Source organism: Azonexus hydrophilus (assembly GCF_038368255.1).
GTDB lineage: Bacteria > Pseudomonadota > Gammaproteobacteria > Burkholderiales > Rhodocyclaceae > Azonexus > Azonexus hydrophilus.
Window position 1 is genome coordinate 154,194 of sequence record NZ_CP151406.1, and the last position, 21,893, is coordinate 176,086.

Annotated in this window: 23 protein-coding genes; all 23 read right to left on the reverse strand. The window is 59.0% G+C overall.

What is annotated here, in order from left to right:
- Positions 1-3: 3 nt before the first annotated feature.
- Positions 4-834, reverse strand: a complete 831-nt coding sequence (locus AADV58_RS00685) for a class I SAM-dependent methyltransferase (protein WP_341743790.1) — start codon at positions 832-834, stop codon at positions 4-6.
- 48 nt (positions 835-882) lie between these two features.
- Positions 883-1,290, reverse strand: coding sequence for a GtrA family protein (locus AADV58_RS00690; protein WP_341743791.1), 408 nt, complete (start codon positions 1,288-1,290; stop codon positions 883-885).
- A 4-nt stretch (positions 1,291-1,294) separates the two neighbouring features.
- Entirely contained in the window at positions 1,295-2,851 is a 1,557-nt protein-coding gene (locus AADV58_RS00695) for an AMP-binding protein (RefSeq protein ID WP_341743792.1), read from the reverse strand.
- 14 nt (positions 2,852-2,865) lie between these two features.
- Positions 2,866-3,651, reverse strand: coding sequence for a GNAT family N-acetyltransferase (locus AADV58_RS00700; protein WP_341743793.1), 786 nt, complete (start codon positions 3,649-3,651; stop codon positions 2,866-2,868).
- Between the two features lies 1 nt (position 3,652).
- A complete protein-coding gene (locus AADV58_RS00705) occupies positions 3,653-4,393 on the reverse strand; it encodes an SDR family NAD(P)-dependent oxidoreductase (RefSeq protein ID WP_341743794.1) in 741 nt (246 codons plus the stop codon).
- Positions 4,383-4,622: an acyl carrier protein gene (locus AADV58_RS00710; protein WP_341743795.1), complete on the reverse strand. Its 240-nt coding sequence runs from the start codon at positions 4,620-4,622 to the stop codon at positions 4,383-4,385. The genes AADV58_RS00705 and AADV58_RS00710 overlap by 11 nt, the downstream gene beginning before the upstream one ends.
- A gap of 1 nt (position 4,623) precedes the next feature.
- Complete coding sequence (locus AADV58_RS00715) at positions 4,624-5,295, reverse strand: acetyltransferase (protein WP_341743796.1); 672 nt, start codon at positions 5,293-5,295, stop codon at positions 4,624-4,626.
- Positions 5,292-6,248, reverse strand: a complete 957-nt coding sequence (locus AADV58_RS00720; protein WP_341743797.1) for a hypothetical protein — start codon at positions 6,246-6,248, stop codon at positions 5,292-5,294. Before AADV58_RS00720 ends, AADV58_RS00715 begins: the two co-directional genes overlap by 4 nt.
- Positions 6,249-6,255: 7 nt before the next feature.
- A complete protein-coding gene (locus AADV58_RS00725) occupies positions 6,256-7,233 on the reverse strand; it encodes a methyltransferase domain-containing protein (protein ID WP_341743798.1) in 978 nt (325 codons plus the stop codon).
- Positions 7,230-7,934 carry a class I SAM-dependent methyltransferase gene (locus tag AADV58_RS00730; protein ID WP_341743799.1) on the reverse strand — a complete coding sequence of 235 codons (705 nt, stop codon included), beginning with the start codon at positions 7,932-7,934 and terminating at the stop codon, positions 7,230-7,232. The genes AADV58_RS00725 and AADV58_RS00730 overlap by 4 nt, the downstream gene beginning before the upstream one ends.
- Positions 7,909-8,844 carry a glycosyltransferase family 2 protein gene (locus AADV58_RS00735; protein ID WP_341743800.1) on the reverse strand — a complete coding sequence of 312 codons (936 nt, stop codon included), beginning with the start codon at positions 8,842-8,844 and terminating at the stop codon, positions 7,909-7,911. Before AADV58_RS00735 ends, AADV58_RS00730 begins: the two co-directional genes overlap by 26 nt.
- Positions 8,841-9,533 (reverse strand): WbqC family protein, encoded by a 693-nt coding sequence (locus AADV58_RS00740; RefSeq protein ID WP_341743801.1) that lies wholly within the window; start codon positions 9,531-9,533, stop codon positions 8,841-8,843. Before AADV58_RS00740 ends, AADV58_RS00735 begins: the two co-directional genes overlap by 4 nt.
- Entirely contained in the window at positions 9,530-10,126 is a 597-nt protein-coding gene (locus AADV58_RS00745; RefSeq protein WP_341743802.1) for a hypothetical protein, read from the reverse strand. The genes AADV58_RS00740 and AADV58_RS00745 overlap by 4 nt, the downstream gene beginning before the upstream one ends.
- 125 nt (positions 10,127-10,251) lie before the next feature.
- A complete protein-coding gene (locus AADV58_RS00750) occupies positions 10,252-11,244 on the reverse strand; it encodes a glycosyltransferase family 9 protein (protein WP_341743803.1) in 993 nt (330 codons plus the stop codon).
- 15 nt (positions 11,245-11,259) lie between these two features.
- Positions 11,260-12,216, reverse strand: a complete 957-nt coding sequence (locus AADV58_RS00755; RefSeq protein ID WP_341743804.1) for a glycosyltransferase family protein — start codon at positions 12,214-12,216, stop codon at positions 11,260-11,262.
- On the reverse strand, positions 12,213-13,367 hold the full coding sequence (locus tag AADV58_RS00760; protein ID WP_281982450.1) for a glycosyltransferase family 4 protein: 1,155 nt from the start codon (positions 13,365-13,367) through the stop codon (positions 12,213-12,215). The genes AADV58_RS00755 and AADV58_RS00760 overlap by 4 nt, the downstream gene beginning before the upstream one ends.
- The gene (locus tag AADV58_RS00765) at positions 13,364-14,332 is read right to left on the reverse strand and encodes a glycosyltransferase (RefSeq protein WP_028994066.1); all 969 of its coding nucleotides are present in this window, start codon (positions 14,330-14,332) and stop codon (positions 13,364-13,366) included. Before AADV58_RS00765 ends, AADV58_RS00760 begins: the two co-directional genes overlap by 4 nt.
- Positions 14,333-14,974: an FkbM family methyltransferase gene (locus AADV58_RS00770; RefSeq protein WP_051295242.1), complete on the reverse strand. Its 642-nt coding sequence runs from the start codon at positions 14,972-14,974 to the stop codon at positions 14,333-14,335.
- Between the two features lie 109 nt (positions 14,975-15,083).
- On the reverse strand, positions 15,084-16,922 hold the full coding sequence (gene asnB, locus AADV58_RS00775; RefSeq protein ID WP_028994065.1) for an asparagine synthase (glutamine-hydrolyzing): 1,839 nt from the start codon (positions 16,920-16,922) through the stop codon (positions 15,084-15,086).
- The gene (locus AADV58_RS00780; protein WP_341743805.1) at positions 16,922-17,998 is read right to left on the reverse strand and encodes a glycosyltransferase; all 1,077 of its coding nucleotides are present in this window, start codon (positions 17,996-17,998) and stop codon (positions 16,922-16,924) included. Before AADV58_RS00780 ends, asnB begins: the two co-directional genes overlap by 1 nt.
- Position 17,999: 1 nt before the next feature.
- Positions 18,000-19,028 carry a glycosyltransferase family 9 protein gene (locus tag AADV58_RS00785; RefSeq protein WP_051295240.1) on the reverse strand — a complete coding sequence of 343 codons (1,029 nt, stop codon included), beginning with the start codon at positions 19,026-19,028 and terminating at the stop codon, positions 18,000-18,002.
- 5 nt (positions 19,029-19,033) lie between these two features.
- Positions 19,034-20,134: a glycosyltransferase family 4 protein gene (locus AADV58_RS00790; protein WP_341743806.1), complete on the reverse strand. Its 1,101-nt coding sequence runs from the start codon at positions 20,132-20,134 to the stop codon at positions 19,034-19,036.
- The gene (msbA, locus tag AADV58_RS00795; RefSeq protein WP_341743807.1) at positions 20,131-21,882 is read right to left on the reverse strand and encodes a lipid A export permease/ATP-binding protein MsbA; all 1,752 of its coding nucleotides are present in this window, start codon (positions 21,880-21,882) and stop codon (positions 20,131-20,133) included. The genes AADV58_RS00790 and msbA overlap by 4 nt, the downstream gene beginning before the upstream one ends.
- Positions 21,883-21,893 lie beyond the last annotated feature (11 nt).

A 21,893-nucleotide genomic window follows, 5' to 3' on the forward strand; every position in this document is an offset into this window, starting at 1 on the left:
TCACTACATGGACTGTTTTTTGGCCACGACCAGTCTCGACCCCCCCAAAGAAAAATTGACCCCCCATTTGATGAGACGATGCTCAATTAGCATGACGGCTTCGAGCATCCTGTTAACGCTAGGATTGAGTGTTAGCTCATCACCACCACACTTTGCATCGGGACGCCGAGTAGCCAGGCGGGAAGCAATCATCAAAGGTAGTAACAAAGAGACAAAGGACGTGCTTCGGATAATGCTAAAACCAGCAGCCTCAATTTTTCTATGCAGTTCTTTCGCGCTGTAACGCCGCTTGTGACAAGCTGCTTCATCAACATAGCTCCAGAGCCACTGATGCTGCGGCACGGTGATCAAGCAGCAACCCCCAGGTTTTATAGCACGGTGGAAGTTCTGCAGCGCAGATTCATCTTCCAGTATGTGCTCGATGACATCAAAAGCTGCTACCACGTCGAATTCTGCTTCGTAGGGAAGTTTGCGTGCGTCCATCTGGAACAGTTCTACACCTGGCAGGCGCTTCGCAGCAAAGGCCAGTCCAGCGGTATAGATCTCGCTGCCAGCCATACGCGCATTTGGGAAGGCCTGGACAATACCTGAAAGCACGAAACCGGTGCCACAACCAACTTCTAGCAGCGAATGGAAGCCGGGAAAGTACTTGCGCAGCGCCCACAGAATAATCGTGTTGCGGGCGCGGAACCAGAAGTTGCCCGCTTCCACACGCGCCAGACCTTCGAAACTCTCCTGAGGAAATCCATCGTTATTATTTGCCAGTTCGGGGGACCAAGCTAAGAAGCCGTCAATACTCGCCGGCGTGAATCCGCACATGGGGCAGCCGTTCATGGCTTGAATGTTTTTTGTAGCGCAGGAAGGACAAACGATCATAAATGCTCAGAACGACTGATGACGTTGAGGAAAAACGAAATAGCGGAATAGGATATAGAGAATCCCAGCCACCGCGACGATGGCCACTGCCTGCACTATTTGGTGCGGATACCCCAGCCGGTCCGAAAATAAATAAAGAAAGCTAATGTTGGCACCATAGCCGATTAGATGTGCGATGGTATAGCGTGCAATGCCATGCGAGGTGCGCCCGATGTAGGCAAACGAATACTTGGCATGCCCGAAATAGGCAGTCACCGCGCCGATGGGGTACATCAGCGTCACCGCCATCTTGGGATCAAGCCAGAGCCAGGTAACTAGGAGGTAGATCAGGTAGCCCAGCAGGTTGTTGAGAACACCGACCACCCCATAGCGGACCACCTGGGCCAGCGTCGCGGTCAACGTGCTATAGGCCATCGCCTCACTGATCCAGCAGGGCGCGCAAATACTGCCGGTCGACCTTGCCGTTGGCGTTCTTTGGCAGTTTAGGCATCAGGATTAGCCGGGCGGGCAGCATATAGTCGGGCACCAGTTTCGCAAGTGCCTGCAGTAGGGTCTTGTCGTCCACCTCAGAAGTGCAGGCGACATAGGCCACCAGCTTCCCATAGGCGGCCTGGGTGCGCTGGTAGACCACGGCGGCCTGGTCTACTTGGGGTAGCCTTACCAGGGCGTTCTCGATTTCCTCGAGTTCGATGCGGTAGCCCATGTGTTTAATCTGGTTGTCCTTGCGGCCGACGAAGTGGAGCCTGCCGCCCACCTCTTTTACCAGATCGCCGGTGCGGTACATTCGCTTCATGAAACGGTTGGGATCAGTGATGGTGTGGAAGGCTGCGTCCGAACGTTCCAGGTCGTTGAAATAACCGGCCGCCACATTGGGTCCGATCAGGCAAAGCTCGCCCTCCGTCGCATCGTGATTGTTTTCGTCGAGGATGCGGTGGTCAAAGTTGGGGTTGAGATAACCCAGCGGGGGCAGCCCATCGATATCCTGAAAATCGTCCGAGCCCAGCGTGTAGGCGCTGCAGATGCAGGTGCATTCGGTGGGGCCGTAAACGTTCACGAGCTTGGCTTGGCAAGAGAAGCGGTCGTAAAGCTTCTTCAATTCCACCTTGGGGTAACCCTCGCCGCCGAAAACAATCGCGCGCAGATGCTTCAGAACACCTGGCGCAAAGGCCTTCATGGCCATGAGGTACATGAGCGCCGAGGGCACCGAGAACCAGATGGTACTGGCCCGATCACTCACGTACGCTACCAGCTCGTAGGGTTTCGCAAGCAGGCTGCGGTGAATTGGGCTCAGGGAGGCGCCGCAGAAAAGACCGACGTAGAAATCGAACACCGAGTTATCGAAATACATCGGACTCAGGTTGGCGAAGTTGTCCTGATCGGTGATGCCGAAGCGCTCACGCCCCCAGGCAATGAGGTGCAACACGTTCTGGTGCGTCACCGCCACCCCTTTGGGCACGCCAGTGGAACCCGATGTGAACATTATGTAGGCGATGGTCGCGCCATCCACCAGGCGCGAGCACTGGCGCTGAAGTTCCCGGTCAACCTCGCTGACCCTGGGCAGTGAGGAAAAATCAAGCAGCAGCAGTTCACAACCTTGGGCTTTTGCCAGTTCCGTCATGTCGGCCTGATAGGCGGAGTCGTCGTAGAACAGCAGTGAGGGGGCGCTGACCTGCAGGATGCGGCTGGTGCGCGCGATCGGCGAAGCCACGTCGATGTTGACGTAGGCTACGCCCAAGCGGATCGCGGCCAGCATAAGGGCGTAGGAGAGTGCTTGCTTGTCATGACCGATGGCGATTACGTCGCCGCGTCTCAGGCCCTTTGCCATCAGCAGCACAGCCAGAGAATCGATCCAGCCACCGAGTTGACCGTAGGTGTAGTCACTGCTTGCATATCGAAGTGCTGGTCTTGCGGCATGGGCCGCCAGCACCTCGTCGAACAGGTGTGCCAAATTGTAGTGGTGCAAGGTTAGGGACATGCTTGCTCGATCCTTTATCGGCTGATGGTGAAGAAGGGATAGGGATCGCCCAGAGGTATAAAGCCGATCGATCGGCACAAAGCCACGGAAGGGGTGTTGTTAGTAAAACAGTCCCATAGCGGTAACACATTCTGCGCGAGACAACGCTGATTAAATGAGTGGACGACAGCCTTAGCCAGGCCGAGCTGCCGGTAGGCGGGGAGCGTCAACACGTCAATCTCGGCCCTACCGCCCGCCACTGCAGCGGCGTAGCACAGGGCGGCCGGCTGCCCCGCCACAAAGGCCAATACCGCGTTCGAATACCGCGCAAAATCGTTGGACGTGCGCCAGAACCGGCCCACCACACCGAAGTTGTCCTCGATCAGGTTTACATGGGTCGCGTCAGCGTACACCAAGGCCAAACCCTTCACTGGTGGCTCCTTTGCAAGGGCGGTGGTTCCCGTGTGGATGGTATCCAACTCGAAGTGCTGGCGCCACGAACGCAAGCCATCGTATTCGCTGGCCTGCAGGAAGCTAGGGCAGTGGGGGGTATAGAGCCGTACCTTGGTAGAAGAGAACGTCCTGTCAATCAACAGGTAATGCTGCAAGGCACGCTCGAACTCGGGCACTGGCCTTCCGAAAACCTGCGCAAAACCAAAGGCGTGCTCGACGTAGACCTGGCTCGGATTTTTCTCGCGATCCGCTAGGATCACTCCGTCCTGCTCACCGCCCAGCACCGCCGCAATCAGCGGGAAGTATGTATCGTGATCAAGGTAGAGCGCATGCGCAGCGGGATGTTGTGAGGGTGGGAGACGCACCATGTCAGATCGTCAGGCCACCATTAACGTCAAGCACCGTGCCGTTGATGAAGTCGTTTTCGACCAGCGCGATCACAGCCTGTGCCACCTCGTCGGCCTGGCCCAGTCGGCGCAGCGGCGTGTTGGTCTGAATGTGCTTGAGCACCGTCTCGTTCAATGCGTGGTGTGTAGAGTCGGTGCCAATGAAGCCCGGTGCCACTGCGTTGGTGCGGATGCCCCAGCGACCCAGTTCTTTTGACCAGGTCACGGTCATTGCATTGACCCCCGCCTTGGCTGCCGAATAGGCCGTCTGGCCTTCGTTGCCACAGGCGCTGATGGAACTGATATTGACGATAGCGCCCTTGATGCGGCGCTTGACCATGTGCTCCACCACGGCGGCAGTGACGATGAACACCGAGTCTAGGTTGACCGTGAGCGAGGCACGAAAGCGATCGTAATCGTGCATGATGCCCGATGGGTTCATGATGTTGACAAAAGGTTCGCTGAAAATCACACCCGCGTTGTTGACTAGGATATCCAAGCGACCATGGCGATCCACGATGCCGGCAACTTCCGTCTTGACCTGCTCCTGATCGGTGACGTCCATGAACACCCCTTCCAGGCCCTGCTGCAGAGTGGCGAGTGCCTCGGCGTTGCGGTCTGCCACCAACACGGTGGCACCTTCGTCAGCCAGCCGACAGGCAATCGCTAGCCCGAGACCTTGCGCCCCACCAGTCACGAGCGCGACGGCACTCTTAATTTCCAAGATCGACTCCCTTTTCCTTGAGAACGGCCATGATCTCGGCAACCGAAGTCATGCGCAGGATGTCGGGAATGTCCAGTGCGATGCCGTACTCCCTCTCCAGTGACATCACTAGGTCCATCTGCTTGAGGGAATCCCAGGTACCCACCTCGGACTTCTGCAGGTCGGGTTGAATGTCGGTGACGCGCAGTCCAAAGACCTCCGCGAGAAGTTCTGCGAGTTTTTTATTCATTTCAAATTCCAAAGTGCTTTACGTAATCTTCCGACGAGTAGCGGAAGGGTTCGGCCGAGCGCGCCAGATGAACCGATTCGGGTTTGGTGTCGCGCGAAATCAGGGCGCTAGCACCAACGATGTTGAATTCCCCCACCGTCACGGCATTGACCACAGTACTATTTACTCCCAGAAAGGTGTTACGCAACACCTTGGCTTGTCCGGAAACCACAGTTCCCGCGGCCACCCAGCAATGGTCGTCGACGCTGCTGTGGTGCGCCAGCGTTACATTGCTCCAAATCATGGTGTTGACACCCACCCGCGCGTGCGGCTCGATGACTGCGCCTGGCAGTACAACGCTGCCTTCACCCACGGGCTGATCGGTGTAGACCCGGGCATCGGGGTGTATGTATGTCTCGATACCGTAGCCCATTGCCCTAAGGCGGCCGAACATGGTTTCCCGGCTGCGGTTCAGGTCACTGTAGCCCATGGCCATAATGACACGATGGGTGTCGGGTGAGAAAGCGCTAATAGCCTCAGATAAGCCCACCGTTCGGTAGCCGCCCACGCCGCCCTGCGCCACAAACTCGTCGTCGACGGTAATGCCGGCAACCTCATACCGAGCATCCCGCCGCAGGTAGGCGGACAGGATCTCGGCGGTGATGGCGTTGCCCGCCAGCAGAATCTTTTTCATAACGTTTCCTCCATCACGGCCAGACCAAAACCGGTCTTACCATAACCATTGCCGTTGTAGAGCATGTATATCCGGCCCCGGTGTTCGAACACGCATGGGTAGCAGATCATCTCGCTGTCCCAGCCGGTGGATGAGACGTCGATGCCTGCGAGAGGGTCGTTTCGCTCCCATTGCCGACCATCTGCCGATGAGGCAAAACCGATGCGGTAGGTGTCGATGGTCTGGGTTGCGCGGTGCGCGTACCACATGAAATACGTGTCTTCCCGATAGATTACGCTGGGCCGGCCGAAGGCGTACTCGTATTCGTCTGCAAACGGCAGACACATTCCAGGGTGGCAAATCCAGTCAACGCCATTATGCGAATGAGCGTAGTGGATGCCGTAGTGATGTTTCCAGCCTTGCGCGGTCTTTTCCCAGCGGATACCGGAGTTGTACCAAGTCTGCCAGAGGTCGCCCGAGACGTGAAACGCAGTAGCCGCCGCGAATAGCGGGTTGTTCTTGTCGCGGCCGAGCACAGGACCCGGGAACTCGCGTGTGAGCGTGAACTCGCCTTCGTCCAACTTTGCGCGTCCTGTGTCGCAAATCCACAGGCCTTCTGGGAGGTTCTGCCAGCCCACATAATAAAGATAAATGGTGCCACTGTGCTTGACGAAGCACACACTGATAACGCCGTCGCAGTCGAAGTGGCAGGGATCACCCGGCCACAGGGCCAGCTTCGGCGTGCCCAACAGTTCCACGCGGCCATCGGACACGATGGCGTTGGAAAGGAAGATGTGAGAGCGCTGGCGCTCGTCACGGCGTGTGAATGCGACCACGTAGAGATCGCCTTCGATTTGGATCGCGCAAGGATGCGATCCGTGCGAGAACCCATCGCTACCAGGCTCGAAAAGCAGACCCTTCTTACGCCAGGGAAACGGCTGCTTGCGGGTGATAAAGAAATTGAGCGGAGTCATGTAGAAATCAGTCCTTGTCCAGCGACGCGCGAAGTGCTGATTCGAGAAAGGCCACACGGCTCATCCCTCGTCGTTCCGCTTCTTCATAGATGCGATCGCGTAAGGCAGGGTCTACACCTTCCAAGCGGCCAAAGTAGCGGCTTCGGATCGTGCCACCGCGCTTGCCCAAATGAGGTACGTCGATGTTGACAGGCAGTGGCTCGGTACTGGCCTGGAACTCGATAACGTAGAAGCAGTTGCATAGTTCCCAACTCAGCTTCACGTCCCGTGCTGTAGCCGGCAAGGCCGCCAGCGGCGCGCTACAGGCATATAGGGAGTTGTTATTGATCAGCATACGCCCCAATTCGGTATTCACCAGCCAGGGCGCCAAGCCCTCGTCACCAATGACGACTTTCCCACCCTCTTTGACTACGCGGTTCATCTCAGAAATACCCATGGCAATATCAGGGAACAGGTTGATGCCACCAAAGTGGTAGGCCGCGTCGAAGAAACCATCGGCGAAAGGCAGGTTTGTTGCGTCGCTTATCGAGAAGTGAAGTCCTACGCCCGAGGCAGCCAGTTCCGTCCTGTAGCGGGACACACCGGCCAGCAGCATTTCCTTGGCGATGTCCTGTGCATAGATGTCACCCCTGCCCGAAAGCGCACGCACTAGGTAAGGCAGGTCGTTGCCCGCACCCGCACCGGTGATCAGCACGCGCTGGCCCTTCTTCAGGCCCATGCGGGCGATGAGGCGCTCGCGCAGGCCTTCTTCGTCGGTCTGGAAGGTATTGAATACCCATCGCAACGCGTTGTCATGAACCTCGGCGGCATTCTCCTGCGAATACTCGTTAGCACCCTCTGGCTCGCAAGCGAACACAGGCACATCCGTGCCGGGGGCGTACGGAATAAAGTGACCGTTGGGGCACGTCAGGCCATCGGAACCCTGTGTCAGAGGGGCACGAGTACACGTGGGTTCGGTGCAACAGTAGTAGGAATGATTGGTCATGAACCCTCTCGTTTCTGACAAACAACCCAAAACAGGCGTTCGGAGACCCCGAAGAAATCGTTGTCTGCAAAGCCGAAGGAAAAATGTTCAAACCAAGGTGAGAGATAGGCTTCGATCTCGTCCTTGCTAGTGAATGCGTGAAGGCGATAGCCATCACGGTTGCCATAGGGATCGGCTTGAATGCGTAGCGAGCCGTCTTCCAAGGTAATAGCGTCTTTGAAGATATAGGATTCCCGGCTGGCCACCGACGCCACCAACCATGCCCCGGGCTTCATCACCCGGGCATACTCCTTCATGTTATCGGCGAAAGTTTCTCCTTCGTCGCAGTAGTAGCAGCAGTGGCATGCGAGCAGGTAGTCAAAATAGTCATTCTCGTACGGCATTTTGCTGTTACGGCCCACGCGCAGGTCGGCCTGGTGGCCCAATTTTTCCAGCCGCTCTCCAGTCTGAGACACGATGCCCTCAGTAATTTCAATTCCGCTCACCGCGTAACCCTGGTCGCAGAGGAACACCGTGTTGCGGCCATCACCAAAAGCAATGTCGAGCACACGATCGTCAGCCACTGGCTTGCGAAAGTTCAATTTCGGATACTTCGCCAGGAATGTACGTACGACAAATTCGGTGGGATAGACCCTGAGACCGTTGCGCTGTGCGTAAAACCGCTCGTAGCTGTGGTCAATGGGGGGAGGTGAATTGGCCATGGATTGCCCTCACGATAAAAGTTGGTCGCTGCTTGGTCTCGGAAAAGACCTTGGAAAGATAGATGCCGATAACACCAATGAACGATATGACCATACCCCCGAGCAGCCAGATAGAAACCATCACCGAAGTCCATCCATCCATGGGGGTACCCAACACCAGCTTATGAAAAACAAGGTAACCCGCATAGAGTAGGGCAAGCGCGAAGATGATCATTCCGATGTGGAATATCAGTCTAAGTGGCGCTTCGCTGAACGAGGTGATGGCGTTGGTGGCCTGCCCAATCTTCTTTGTCAGGTTGTAGGTCGTGGAACTGTGCGCAAGTTTTTTCACTGGTAGCGCGCATTGTTTGAAGCCTGCGATAACCCATAGGCACGAAATCACCATTTCGCGCTCGCGGAACTGCAGCAGCGCGTCCACATACCGCCGCGACATCAACCGAGCAGTGACGATATTTCTCGGATGGTCGATATTGGCCAAGTAGTTAAACACGGAGTAGTAGATTTCGCCGCTCCAGCGTTCGAACCAATTGCCTTTACGGACTTCCTGCACACCGTAAACCACGTCCGCAGTCTCGGCTGTCATTGCCGAGGAGAAGTCCAACAGCCATTCAGGGCTCTCTTCCAGATCACTATCGATAAGGAAGATTCGTTCGCCCCGCGCTTGGGTGAGACCTGCAAGCATCGCCTTGTGATGCCCGAAGTTACGGGACAAATCAACTACAACAACGTGTGAATCCTGTTCGGTGAGTCTGATAGCCAGATCCAGGCTGTTGTCTGGTGATCCATCATTCACAAGCACAATTTCATAATCGTCTCCAACCATCCGCCTTGCGCTAGCACTCGCACGCTCATGAAACTCGTTGATATAAGGAGCAGACTGGTAGAGGGTTGCGACTATTGAAAGCTTCATGTCACATACCTCATGTAGCGAGGCGTGTCTTTGCCACAGTTAAATAAAAGATCGAGGATTGTAACACCGTGGGTGAACTCGCCCCAAAGCTGCGGGTACGGGGGGTATCCGGCGTAGTCGAACCATGTCAGCTTAATACCCAGTTCCGAAAATACCTTCTTGTCAACATAGTTCTTGGCTGCCGGCCCTGAGATGTACTCAGTGCCGCCAGCTTGCACACACAGATCAGCAAGTCGCTCCGTCTTACCATCAAGCAACGTGTAGTCCCATGAGCTGGTGATGACCGTTTTTATTGCCAAATAATTGCAGATGGCTTCAATAAAACGACGATTCAGTTGCGAAATATGAGAGAAATTTTGTTCAAGGTAGAGTGGCTCCAACCATGAAGAGATTTCTGGAAAATGGGGAGCACGACGATAGTTCTGTACCAAAGCTTTCCAATGTGCAGCAGCCCAGTCGCTGCCGTCAATCTCGGTCTCTCTGATCTTTTGGTAGTACTTACCTTTGACCAACACGGGAACCGTGAGCCACTGAACCCCTTGGGACGTTTTGATTTGGTTTCGATTTCGCCAGTCGCGGCGCGTGTACTGCATATCGTCATAAAGAATGAATTCATCGACAGCTGCAATCATGTCGAAGTAGCCCTTCCAAGGGATATAATTGGATTGGACGATTGCGACTTTTTTCATTGCTCTGCCTCTCTAAGTAGCTTTTGGCAATTCATTAGCGTCTTGTGTTGCTCAAGGCGGTTTGTAAAGGTATCGAGAATGACGATCCGGTCAGCCTCCCGCGCCATCTGTCGCTTGCCATTTCCACAACTTGCGTAAACTGCTGGAAAAATCAACACCAAACTTAGCATTAGCTCTGTTGGAATACTGCGCGGGTCATTACAATCAAATAAAAACCAAGCTGCCAAAATTTCCTCAAACGATGCACAGGCTAGAACCACTTCAGCGAATTCTAGACTTCCTGGATAAGCGCAAATAGTCCAAGCTTGCCCTTTGTCTTCAGCACCGAGGGCACACAGTACCCTAGGAGACTGACCAGACAAATCAAAAAGCAGCCTACTTGGTTCTACTCCAGCCTTCTCCACAACGGACATAGCAGGGACAATATATGCAAAATTACCCTCCGAGAACATCAGCGCTGACTTTTGAAGGCCATTTTCGCGGTTGGATACGTTGAGTCTCAAGGCTTGCGACTGGCGGTAAGGTTGTTCAAAGCCTGTTCGTATCAACGTGGCAGTACCAACCTTCTCACCAATAGAGTCCGTAGCGACCATGTGATACTCATGTATTCATGCGTATTCGAAGCGTAGATTACCTGACACCTCTCTTTTACAAATTTTAGTACCTGCAGGGAAGCTGGATTTCCGGCAATAGGCGGTATCGAGCGCCACCATGGCGCTTACCTGCAATTCGCTCCCTGAACCTCTTCCCAGCGCTGGAGGATGCTTTCAACCGTTAGATCCTCGACATCTCTGCTTTCCGCCTGGGCAATCCGATGCGGGTTGCCCCAGGGACCCCACCTTGCCGGATCGGAGTCGCCGAACAGGCAGACCATGGGCTTGCCCAGCGCAGCGGCGAGGTGCATCGCGCCGCCATCGGCGCATAGTACGCCATCGCACAGACTCAAGCCGGCAATGAGTTGTCTGAGATGCCCGGTCGGCAGCGGGACTACCGGGGCCCCATGGGTTGCGGCGATGATCTCGGCGGCTTTGTAGTCATCACCCGGATGTTTCGGATCGTCGCTGGTGCCGGGCGCCCAGAACAGCAGACAAACAGTTCCTTCCGGCTCCGTCACCGCGCGAATGAAGGCTGCGAAGCGATCGGCGGGCCAACGCTGGGAGGGCTTGCGAGCACTTACGTGGACCCCGATCAGGCGGGTCGGGGCGAAGCCGAGCCGGGCGCTGCACTGTTCGCGGAAAGCCTGCTGCAAAGCGGGATCGGGAACGACCAGCGGCGCTGGCGTCTCGTACCGCAAGCCCATGCGCGGCAGCAGGTGGCAGCATTGCTCGACCTCGTGAGCACCGCCTTGCCGGTCCTGATCGTCCCGGATCAACACCCGCTTGGCGGCGATCATGCGGGCAAAGCGCAACGAACTTGCCGCAGCGCCTCCTGGCAGCAAAACCCAGTCAAAACGTTCCCGGCGCAGGGCCAGAATGGTTTTCAGGCGTTGCCAGTAGATTCCCAACGTGCCTTCGCCGGGGCCGCGATGCTTGGCTTTCTGATAGGAGTAAACCCGGTCCAGATCGGGATTTCCAGCCAGCACTTCGGCATTGTAATGGGTCACCAGCGCCTGCAAGCTGGCGTTGGGCAACTGCCGGCGCAGGGCGCGGATCAGGGGCGTGGTACAGACCAGATCGCCAATGTTGTCGCGGCGAATGACAAGAATCTTCATGGCTTGGTGCGACCTTCAGCTTGTTTGCCTGGCGGCACGGCAGGCATGAGCAGCATTGATCAGGTTTTGCGCCCGGTGCTCGTAAGTGTGGCAGGCCATGACCTTCTCGTGTGCCGCTTCGGCAATGGCCCGTGTCTGAGCGAAATTGGCCAGCCAGTGCTGGATCTGCCGGATGCAGTCGTCCATCCCTTCGTAGTCCGCCCACTCCCGCGCCAGATCGAAATCGTTGGCGGCATGGCGGCGCCGGTCAGTCAGCAGGAATCCTCCGCGTGCCGGCACGCCATAACAGCGCTCCGGCAGTCCCCAACTCATTTCGCCGCCGTGATCGCAGGACGAGCGGAAACTCAGGTTGATGCGCGAGCGCTGGATGACCCGGATCTGTTCCTCCTCGCTGATACCCGACGAATGCTTGATGTAGTGCCGAATGCCGAGCGCATCAAGGCGCTCGCGCAGGGCGGCAAAAAAATGCTGCCGCTCGGCATGCTCCTTGTAGCGCACGCCGTCCATGTTGCCGAGAAAGGAAACATCGTATTCGTAGAACCCCGGATCCCGCATTTCGGCCAGGGTGTGGCCGTGCAGGTTGAAATTTCGCACCCAGACGGCATTCGGACTGTAGATTTTGGTGGGTGCGAAGTTCCAGGTTGGCTGCATCGTATGGCTGGCATAGATGTCGAGCAAGTTCAGGCAACGGAACAGCAGGATGCGCCGCTTGCGGATACCCATATGCCATGGCGCATCGCGATCCAGGCCGATCAGCGGAATCCCTGCCCGGCGTAACTGGCGTTTGAACGACAGCGCCCGCCAAGGCTGGCGGATCGCTTCATAAAGGTTGACCACCGCCAGTTCGATATCGTCGGCACCCGCCGGCAGATGCCAGGCATTCTTGATCACTTCGTAGCCAAGATTGGCGAATGCCTCCTCAAGCGGCTCAAAACCCTTGCGGTAGTTGATGATGACTTTTTTTCCGCTCACCCTGGGACTCCTTTGTTATTGACCGCCGTACACAGCCGACCGACCCGTTGCGCGAAGGCTTCCGCCGAAAACCTGGCCAGGTGATCCCGGGCGGCTTCCGGATCGATCCGGAAAGCTTGCCGTTCCAGGCGGGTAATCAGTGCGTCGAAACTGGCCCCGCCATCGTGGCGAGGATCCTCGAAAAACAGTCCGCTCACCCCGGCGCACACGGTCTCTGTGAACGGGCTGGCATCGACGGCCAGCACCGGCGTACCGCAGGCCTGAGCTTCGATCACATTCAAGCCCAGCGCTTCCTTCTCCGGCAAACCGGTCAGCAAATAATCGATCTGTCGGTAAACGGCAGCCACATCCGGCTGTTGCCCCCAGAAACGGACCTGCCGTCGGCAAGGACGCAGGGCAGCATCCAGATCGCGCACCGAGGCGTAGCCGCCGGCCCCGAAGATTTCCAGATGGACGTCCGGATGCCTTGCCAACACAGGCGCCAACAGACTGAACAACAGGGGGAACTGCTTGATCGGGGTCAGTCGCGAAACGATGCCCAGCGTGATGCCCGGCTTTTTCCGATAAGCCTCGGCCCGGGCAAAACTGGCTGCAAGCGGCGCCAGCCAGCTCAGCAGACGGTCCCTGCCCTTGCGCATATCCCAGTCGTAGCGCGAGCGGCGGACAACCCCCGATGCCGCATCGCCGGCTGGCCGTGGCGCCAGATCGGCAATACCGAGCAGCGGCTCGGGATGGACCTGCGATATCCCGGCTGCCTGCAGACTGGCAATGACGTGGGCCGACACGGCAATCACGTAGTCGTGACCGGCAATGCGGCGCGGGTCACGACCATAGAGGGGCATGTGGGCGATGCACGACAACAGGCGCCGGGGATGACGCAAGACCTCCAGCGCAGGCAGATCCAGCGGCGTCTGGCAGACGACCCAGGGCGCCTCGCATGCCTGCAGTGAGGTCAGCATTTCCGCAGCCCCGGCCACCGGAACGATGTCGACGCCGGGCGGCAGTTCGCTCGTCCAGCGCGTATTGTCGCGCAGCACGTACAAGGTCGTCGGCACCCCCTGAGCCAGCAACGCCCGGGTAAAAAAGACGGTATAGATCTCCCCGCCGCCCCAGCCGGGCTGCAGATTGATCTGGATGCAGCGCCGGATCATCTCCGGAATAATCCCTGCAGCCAGTTCCGGGCAATCCGCCGACGCTGCGAAAACAGGGTGGCGCTGCGCCACAGTGTCGAATACAAGCCCAGTTCACGGCACTGGCGGTGAACCTGGCGGCGAATTTCCGGATCGGCAATTTTCCGCAGTTTGTGAAACACCGACAGACCGCCGTCGACCAGCTGCCAGCGGATCAGACCGGCAAGTTCGGCATCCTCGCCAAGCCCGTCGGCCATTTCGGCCAGGCCGAGGGCGTTGCGGATCGAACTGTCGATGATGGTCGCAAACCGCGCATCGGATGCAGCCTGGGAATACCGGCGAATACGCTGGCGATAGAAATAGCCCTGGGCCGGATCATAGGCGACCCGCCGAGCAAGCAGGAAAGCCTGCGTCGTCCACAAAACGTCCTCATGAATGCGCCCCGGGATGAAACGCATCCCGTGCATTTCGATGAACTCGCGGCGGTAGAGATGCATCCACACCATGTGCAGGAAGGTGCGCTCGGCCAGACGCTTGCGCAGCACCTCGCGTCCGTGCATCACCTCGGTAGACAATGCATCCTGATAGATCGGCTGATCCTCGCGCCGGCCTTCGAAGTGGAAAATGGCGTTGCCATGCGCCATGTCCAGATCCTGGCTGATCGCCAGTTCGAGCAAGCGGCGATAGTACGACGGTTCGATCCAGTCGTCCGAATCGACAAACGCCACATACTGGCCGCTCGCCTTGTCGAGCCCCGTGTTCCGTGCCGCGGACAGGCCGGCATTCGGCTGCCGGATGACGGTCAGCGCCCCGGGATGCGCTTCCTGGTAGCTTGCCAGTATCGCTGGGCATTCGTCGGTTGCCCCGTCGTCGACGACAATGATCTCGACACCGTCCAGATCCTGCGCAAGCAGGGAGTCGAGACACTGCGCCAGGTATGGTGCGACGTTATAGACCGGAACGATCAAACTCAGCGTGACAGCCACTTAGATGACTCCCGTGCCGGTCCGGTACAAGTAGAAGACGAATTTGCGCATGTTGCCGACTTCCAGACTGAACCCCCGGGCGAACAACCAGGCCAGTATTTCGCAAACCTTGTCGTTACCCAGGACATGCGGATGGACCTCGATGCAGATTTTAGTGATCGAGGAGAGATCGATGTCCTTGAAGAACTCGTACTCCCCGCCCTCGATATCGACGATCAGAAAGCTGGGGCGAATGCGGGCGAGTTCAGCATTCAGGTCAATCTGCGGAATCTGTATGGGCTGCGCATCGGCTGAGCCCTTGATCAGCGAAGATGCCCAGTAGTCGGTCTCCAGCCAGAACGTACGTTCGCTTTCGCCGCTACCGAGCAGGACGTTGTATACGTGCGGCGACACGCCGTTCCGCTCATGCACGCTGCGAATGATGGGGATCAGCTGGGGATTCGCCTCATACGCATGCACATTGCCGTTGCCGACGACTTTGGCGCACATCGCCGACAGAAAACCGATCCCCGCGCCGACCTCGAAGACGACATCCGACGGCGAAAGATATTTCTGTACGAGTCCGGCTTCCTTGGCTTCATAGCCACCAAAAAATATGTCCTTGCGGATCGGCGGCGTGATCACCGGCAAGTTCAGCGGCAAATCGACGCCGAAATTCGATGCCCAGTCAGGGCGCAGAAATCGCCATTGAATTTTCCGCCACCGTCGCTCCGTCCGTCCACCTGCTTTGAAAAGCATATCCACCCCCCAGTTAATTGATCGATATATCCTTGTTCTCGAGCCACACCAGCAACACGAGCAAGGTATACACCAGTCGCGACGATACATGTCTATCGTCAACCTGCTGCCAGAGCGCGGCCAGGGCCTTCCCGGAGAGGAAGGGGTAAGCCTGTGCCCCGGCAAAGCAGGCATCACCCACTTCACGCCAGCTTCCCTTGAACAATTGCCTGAGCGGCACGGAAAAGCCGTGTTTCGGGCGGTCCCACACACAACTCGGCAAGCGCTGCCGGGCAAGCCCGGTGAGCAGCGACTTCAGACCGCCGCGCAAATGCACGCTGGCCGGCACGGCCAGCGCAAAATCCAGCACTGGCTGGCCCAACAAAGGTACGCGCACTTCAAGCCCGTGCGCCATGCTCGCCCGGTCGGTCTTGGCCAGACAGTTTTCCGACAGATAGGTCCACAGATCGGCGCGCATCAATGCCGTACTATCCATCACCCCTCCCTGAGCATCGATCAGGCGCAACCAGGCGTCCAGCGTATTTTCTATCCGCGCGGCGGGCAGGATGGCAGGATCAAGATAGTGCGCCATCCGCTTGCGACCGACCCAGGGCCCCAGTTCGACACGACGGTAGTGCAGCAGCTCCCGTCCGCTCAGGCTGCGTCGCAGCAGGGCGGATGGCAGCAGACCGGCATCGACTGCGGCACGTAGCGGTCGCTGCCAGAAACGCGCTGGGTGCCGGCTTTCCGTATCCGTGAACCGCGGGTAACCACCGAACAGCTCGTCGCCGCCATCGCCGCTGATGGCAACTGTCACATGTTGACGGGTCAAACCAGCCAGCGCATGCGTCATGACATAGGCGGGGTCGGCCAGCGGCTGGTCGAGATCGCGAATGGCTGCAACGAACCGGTCAGCATCGATCGACGGGGCTTCAAGGACGTGATGCCGACAGCCGAAGCGCTCGGCAACCTGCGCCGCATGCATGCTTTCGTCAAAACCCTGATCGGCGAATTTCAGGCTGAAGGTCTCCACCGGCTGCCGACTTGATTCCGCCAGATAGGAGACCAGCAGACTGGAATCGATCCCGCCGGAAAGAAAGGCGCCGATCGGTACGTCGGCGACTTGCTGACGCGCCATGCTGGTTCGCAGCACCCGCTCCAACTCTGGCAACAGCGCTTCCTCGGGCATGATCAGCGCCGATTCCCGCGGGATCGTCCACCACTGTCGGCAGACTGCCGTTGCCTCGCCAGCCCGGTAACGCATGCAGGCACCTGGCGGCAATTGCCTGACATCGCGCAGGAAGGTCTGCGGCGCCAGCGGTGTCTGGAATGCCAGGTAATCGCGCAACGCTTCGGGATCAAGCCGGCGCGGGAAACCGGTCAAGGTGAAGAACGGCGCCAGCGTCGAGGCAAAGACCAGTTCTCCCTGGTCGATGCCGTACATGAAAGGTTTGATGCCGAGCGCGTCGCGGGCCGCGAACAATTCGCCCGTCCGGGCATCCCAGATGGCGAAGGCAAACATGCCGTCGAGCTTTTCGAGCAATGCTTCGCCCCAGGCGCGGAATCCGAGAAGCAGTACTTCGGTATCGGAATGGTCGGTCCGGAATGATTCGCCATTCGACTGCAATTCGCGGCGCAAATCGGGGGCATTGTAGATTTCCCCGTTGAAGACGATGGTGTAGCGCCCATCCGCCGTCTGCATCGGCTGCTGGCCGCCGGCCAGATCGATCACCGCCAGCCGCGTATGGGCGAACAGCGCTTCGCCCATGGCGAGCACGGTCTGGGCATCCGGCCCTCGGCTGGCAATGCTGGACAGGGCCTGTCCGGCCTGCGCATGCCAACGTTTCCCGACCATGCCGAGAATGCCGCACATCAGCCTGTGCTCCCATTTGCCCGGGCTATCGCCTCGTATGCCTCGGCCGTACGCTCGACGCTGTAGGCCGACAGGTCCAACGCCGCCAGCGACGGCGGAGAGGCAAGAAATGCCTGCATGCGCTGGGCCAGCGACACTGCGTCGCCGCACGGAACCAAGGCCGACGGCAAGGCCGTGCCGAGGATTTCCCGGGGGCCGGAAGGACAATCCGTGGCAACGACAGGCGTACCGCAGATCAGCGACTCGATCAGGACATTGGGCAAACCCTCGTGGTCGGAACACAGCACCAGCAAGCGCGCGCCCGCCATCCACGGGTAGGGATTGGCTTGGAATCCGGCGACCCGGACCCGCGCCGACAAGCCGCGGGCCTCGATCATCGCCTGCAGTGCTGGCTCCGCTGCCGTGAGCAGGACCAGATCCAGGTCCTGCGGCATGGCGAGCCAGGCATCAAGCAGGAGATCGTGGCGCTTCTGCGGCGAAAAACGGCCAACGTGCAGGACGTAATCCCGCGTCGGCAAGTTTGGCAAAGGCTCGGCAGCCTGACGACGGATCGCGGCAAGATCGAAAGGATTCGGAATCGTCACCACCTGCGAAGGCAAACCGAGGTTTTCCCGTAGATCGTCTGCCACTCCGCCGGATACGGCAATCAAGGGACGCCCACCGTAAAGCGAGCGATAGCGCTGCAAGCGCCGCGCCGCCTTGCCTGGCGAAGCGGCCCGCAACTTCCCGACCTCCGCCGACAGGGTATTGGCAACCCGGCACCAGTGATTCGGCCCACCGCTCAGCGCGGCGACTTCATCGGCAAACGGCAAGGTGGACACCAGCAGGTCGGGCATCTGCCGACACAGCGCACGGCGCAGACGCCAGGCTGACCAGCGCTTGCCCAACCAGCCTCGATGTAGTTTTTCGGCAAGTACATGGACGGTGACCCGGGGATCCGGGGCATAGCTTGTCCGACGCTCCAGCAGGAAGAGCGTCACCTGATGGCCACGTTCGACCAGCGCCGCCGCCGTTTTCAGGATGGCCTTCTCGGCCCCGCCGCCGGCCAGATTGGGCAGGATGAAGGCAAAATACATGTCAGCGCGCCCGCAGCCCGGCCAAGGCCGGTTCAAGCTTCGTCCACACACTGTCCACGGTCAATCCGGCCATCGGCGCCTCCGGGCCGACCTGGCCGGCCAGCGGGTGATCGACGGCAGCCAGGGCCGGGTGCTGCAGTGGCTGCAACAGATGGGCCGGCGAGGAAGGATGGTAGAACGACATCATCGGTCGGCCGAGAGCGCCCATGATGTGCGTGGGACCGGTATCGACGCCAATGTAGTAGTCGAGGCGGCTCATCAGCGCCGCCGTCTGGCGCAGGCTCAGCGTACCGGCCAGATGCGTCGCCGCCGTGCCCAGCTGCGCAGCCAGGGACATGGTCCGCTCGCGCTCCAGCGGGCCGCCGAATATCAGGAAATGCGCTTGCGGGTAGGCCGCCTGTATCCGCCTGGCCAGGTCCAGGAAATTCTCGACCGGCCAATCGCGATAGCCCTTGGTCGGAAAACTGGCGATCTGCAGGCCGATCAGGGGGAAGGCAGCCAACAAGCCACGTTCGCTCAGGGTAGCGTGCGCCCATTCGGCTTCCGCTTCGGTGACCACGTAGGCCAGGCGCTCGTCGTGGATCGGGAGACCCAGATCGGCGACCAGGGCATGCTGCATATACACCGCATGCCGGGATTTCGGTGCCGGTTCACTGGCGGCATGGAGCAAGCGGCCATTCAGACCGGCATCCTGCTGGCGCATGGCCACCACCCTGCGGGCTACGCGCAGCGCGTAGCGAACCAGTGCCTGGTCATAGCCAAAAACAAAGGCAAGATCGTAGGGCTTGCCAGGCAACCAGCCCTGCCAGAGTGCGGTTTTCTTGGTGATCGAACCGACCGCGTGAACAAAGGGAAGGTTTTTGAACACTTCGGCGCGGTTTGGATGCCCGAGCACGGTCAGGCGCGCCCCGGGAAAGCGCTCGGCGATGGCTCGCAAGGTCGGGGTCGACAGCAAGGTATCGCCGATGCGCGAGACCTGGATCGCCAGAATGGAATGTACCGAAGCCGGCGCGGGCAAGAGGTCCGACATTCCGCCTAAACTCCGGTACGGCCGGCAACGGCAGACTGGAAAATTGACTCCATCCGGTCCAGCATGCTCGCCAGTGAAAAGCGCGCGGCCGCTTCCTGGCGGGCGCGAGTGCCGAGCAGCTGGCGGCGCTCCGGCGCGCCCAGCAGATCCTGCAATGCCTGGTAAAGGGCATCGGCGTCACGGGCTGGCACGATCAGACCGGTTTCGCCATGCGTGATGGCTTCGGTGATGGCACCAACCGGCGTCGAAATGATCGGCAAGCCGCTGAGCATGGCCTGCAGGATGGCTTGCGGCACGCCTTCGTTGGCATACGATGGCAGGCAGAAGACATCAATGGCCTGCATCCAGTGCTCCGGCTGGTCCTGCTGGCCGACCAGCGAAACGCGGTCGGCCAGGCCAAGTTCGGCAATCCTCGCCTCGATGTTCGGGCGCATCGGCCCCTCGCCGACGATCAGCAGGCGACACATCGGCAGTTCCAGGCGAGCAAAAGCTTCCAGAAGATACAAATGTCCTTTCCAGCTTCTTAGCGTCGCCACGATGCCGACATGAAGGCAAGCCGGATCGAGACCAAGACGCACGCATGCGGCCTGACGATCACCTGGCGCGAACCGCTGCGGATCAATACCGGTCGGCACCGAGGTGATGTGCGCGGCAGGAAATCCATTGCCATCGATCAGTTCGCGCCGCAACGCCTCACCCGTGGTGACCACGTGTTGACAGCCCCGGGTGTACAACCAGCGGGTTGCCGGATTGCTCGAGACCGCAGCAGAAATGTGACGTGTACGCACCACTGCCGGCGCATTCGCGCGCAGGCTGCAAGCCAGGGCGACCAGCCAGCTGTCGGTGGAACTGTGGGTATTGATCAGATCAACCGGATGTTCGTTCAGCCAGCGATGCATTGCCAACAAACCGGCCAGCCGCTTCTTGCCAATCGGCAGCGGCTGTACCGGTATGCCGCAACGCTGGGCTTCCTGATGAATGCGTGCTTCCGGCGGACACAGCAGCAACAACTCGTGGCCGCGCGCCATCATGCCGCGCGATTCCTCGAGAATCCGGATTTCCTGCCCCCCCCAGCCCAGGGAAGCCTCGGTATGGACAATTTTCATGTAGCTTCCGCAAACTGAAGTCGATGGAGTTGGGCATAAGCGCCATTGCTGGCCAGCAGTTCCTGGTGATTTCCGCTTTCGACCAGACGCCCGCCCGCCAGAACAGCAATGCAATCGGCACTTTCTATGGTCGACAGGCGATGTGCGATGACCAGGGTCGTGCGGCCCGTCATCAGGCGCTCCAGCGCTTCCTGGACCAGGCGCTCGGACTCGTTGTCGAGCGCCGACGTGGCTTCATCGAGGATCAGGATGGGTGCGTTCTTCAGGATGGCGCGGGCTATCGCCAGGCGCTGGCGCTGCCCGCCGGAAAGACGATTGCCGTTTTCCCCGATGACCGTGTCGAAGCCCTGCGGCAAGGCCCGGATGAATTCCAGCGCATTGGCCGCCTTGGCCGCTGCTTCAATCTCTTCCATGGTCCGCGTTCTGGCGTCGCCATAGGCAATGTTGGCGGCAACACTGTCGTTGAACAACAGGATATCCTGGCTGACATAGGCGATATGCCCGCGCAGGGAAGCCAGGGTCAGATCCTGAAGATCGTGGCCGTCGAGCAGGATACGGCCGGAATCCGGCGCATAGAAACGTGGCACCAGAGCCGCCAGCGTCGACTTGCCTCCCCCCGACTGCCCGACCAGCGCGAGCGTCTGGCCGGCCGGCAAAGTCAGGCTGACACCATCGAGTGCCGAACGCTCGGCCCCGGGATAACGAAAAGAAACCTTCTCGAAACGCAACTCGCCACGCACTTCGGACAACTGCAACCGCCCCAGGTCCGTCTCTTCCCGCTCGTCGAGCAACTTGAAAACACTCTCGGCAGCGGCCAGTCCACGTTGCAACGGCGCGTTGACGTCGGCCAGACGGCGCAAGGGTGCCAGCAGCATCAGCAAGGCAGTGATGAAGGAAACGAAACCACCGACCGTAACCTGACCTTCGCCGGACTGGACGATCGCCACATAGACCACGATGGCCACGGCAAACGACGCCAGCAGATGCACGATCGGCCCGATCGCCGCCGCCGCGACAGCCTGCCGCATGTTCTGGTTGCGGACCTGGTTGTTGGTCCCGGAAAAACGGGTTGTTTCCTGGGCCTCGCCACCGAAAACCTTGATCACCCGATTGCTGTGCGCGGTCTCCTGCAGTACCTGCACCATGCTCGAAATGGCCTGTTGGGCATTCAGGCTGGCTTTGCGCAAACGTCCGGAAAAGGTCCGCATGACAATCGCAATGGCCGGAATCAGGGCCAAACAGACCAGGGTCAGTTGCCAGTTCAACCAGAGCAGCCAGCCCAGCAGACCCAGCACCGACAAGCCATCGCGAATGACGATGACCACCACCGAGGTCGCCGCCGACGCAACTCCGTTCACGTCATAGGCGATCCTGGTCAGGGGTACGTTCGAGGAATTGGCCTGGAAGTAGCCGATCGGCAAACGTACCATCTTGGCATACATGGCTTCGCGGACATCGGTCACCACCCGGTTGGAAACCCAGGAAAAGCCGTAACTGGAGAAGAAGTTGAAGATCCCGCGCAGGAAAAACACCCCGACAATGCCCAGCGCGATCGCCAGCGGCGACCAACCGTCCTCGCCGGTTTTGAAACCATTGTCGAACATTGGCTTGAGCAAAGCCGGGAACAAGGGATCGGTCGCAGCCAGCACCATGGTCGCCAGCAGCGACAGGACGATGGCCAGCCAGTAAGGGCGGACATACCCGAGAAGACGGAGGTAAAGCTGGCGGCTGTTCGTTGTTTTGTTCATGTATCGCGACC

Coding starts and splice junctions, on each gene's coding strand:
- AADV58_RS00685 (WP_341743790.1), bottom strand. CDS start 834: ATGAACGGCTGCCCCATGTGCGGATTCACGCCGGCGAGTATTGACGGC.
- AADV58_RS00690 (WP_341743791.1), bottom strand. CDS start 1,290: ATGGCCTATAGCACGTTGACCGCGACGCTGGCCCAGGTGGTCCGCTAT.
- AADV58_RS00695 (WP_341743792.1), bottom strand. CDS start 2,851: ATGTCCCTAACCTTGCACCACTACAATTTGGCACACCTGTTCGACGAG.
- AADV58_RS00700 (WP_341743793.1), bottom strand. CDS start 3,651: ATGGTGCGTCTCCCACCCTCACAACATCCCGCTGCGCATGCGCTCTAC.
- AADV58_RS00710 (WP_341743795.1), bottom strand. CDS start 4,622: ATGAATAAAAAACTCGCAGAACTTCTCGCGGAGGTCTTTGGACTGCGC.
- AADV58_RS00715 (WP_341743796.1), bottom strand. CDS start 5,295: ATGAAAAAGATTCTGCTGGCGGGCAACGCCATCACCGCCGAGATCCTG.
- AADV58_RS00720 (WP_341743797.1), bottom strand. CDS start 6,248: ATGACTCCGCTCAATTTCTTTATCACCCGCAAGCAGCCGTTTCCCTGG.
- AADV58_RS00725 (WP_341743798.1), bottom strand. CDS start 7,233: ATGACCAATCATTCCTACTACTGTTGCACCGAACCCACGTGTACTCGT.
- AADV58_RS00730 (WP_341743799.1), bottom strand. CDS start 7,934: ATGGCCAATTCACCTCCCCCCATTGACCACAGCTACGAGCGGTTTTAC.
- AADV58_RS00735 (WP_341743800.1), bottom strand. CDS start 8,844: ATGAAGCTTTCAATAGTCGCAACCCTCTACCAGTCTGCTCCTTATATC.
- AADV58_RS00740 (WP_341743801.1), bottom strand. CDS start 9,533: ATGAAAAAAGTCGCAATCGTCCAATCCAATTATATCCCTTGGAAGGGC.
- AADV58_RS00745 (WP_341743802.1), bottom strand. CDS start 10,126: ATGGTCGCTACGGACTCTATTGGTGAGAAGGTTGGTACTGCCACGTTG.
- AADV58_RS00750 (WP_341743803.1), bottom strand. CDS start 11,244: ATGAAGATTCTTGTCATTCGCCGCGACAACATTGGCGATCTGGTCTGT.
- AADV58_RS00760 (WP_281982450.1), bottom strand. CDS start 13,367: ATGATCCGGCGCTGCATCCAGATCAATCTGCAGCCCGGCTGGGGCGGC.
- asnB (WP_028994065.1), bottom strand. CDS start 16,922: ATGTGCGGCATTCTCGGCATGGTCGGGAAACGTTGGCATGCGCAGGCC.
- AADV58_RS00780 (WP_341743805.1), bottom strand. CDS start 17,998: ATGTATTTTGCCTTCATCCTGCCCAATCTGGCCGGCGGCGGGGCCGAG.
- AADV58_RS00785 (WP_051295240.1), bottom strand. CDS start 19,028: ATGTCGGACCTCTTGCCCGCGCCGGCTTCGGTACATTCCATTCTGGCG.
- AADV58_RS00790 (WP_341743806.1), bottom strand. CDS start 20,134: ATGAAAATTGTCCATACCGAGGCTTCCCTGGGCTGGGGGGGGCAGGAA.
- msbA (WP_341743807.1), bottom strand. CDS start 21,882: ATGAACAAAACAACGAACAGCCGCCAGCTTTACCTCCGTCTTCTCGGG.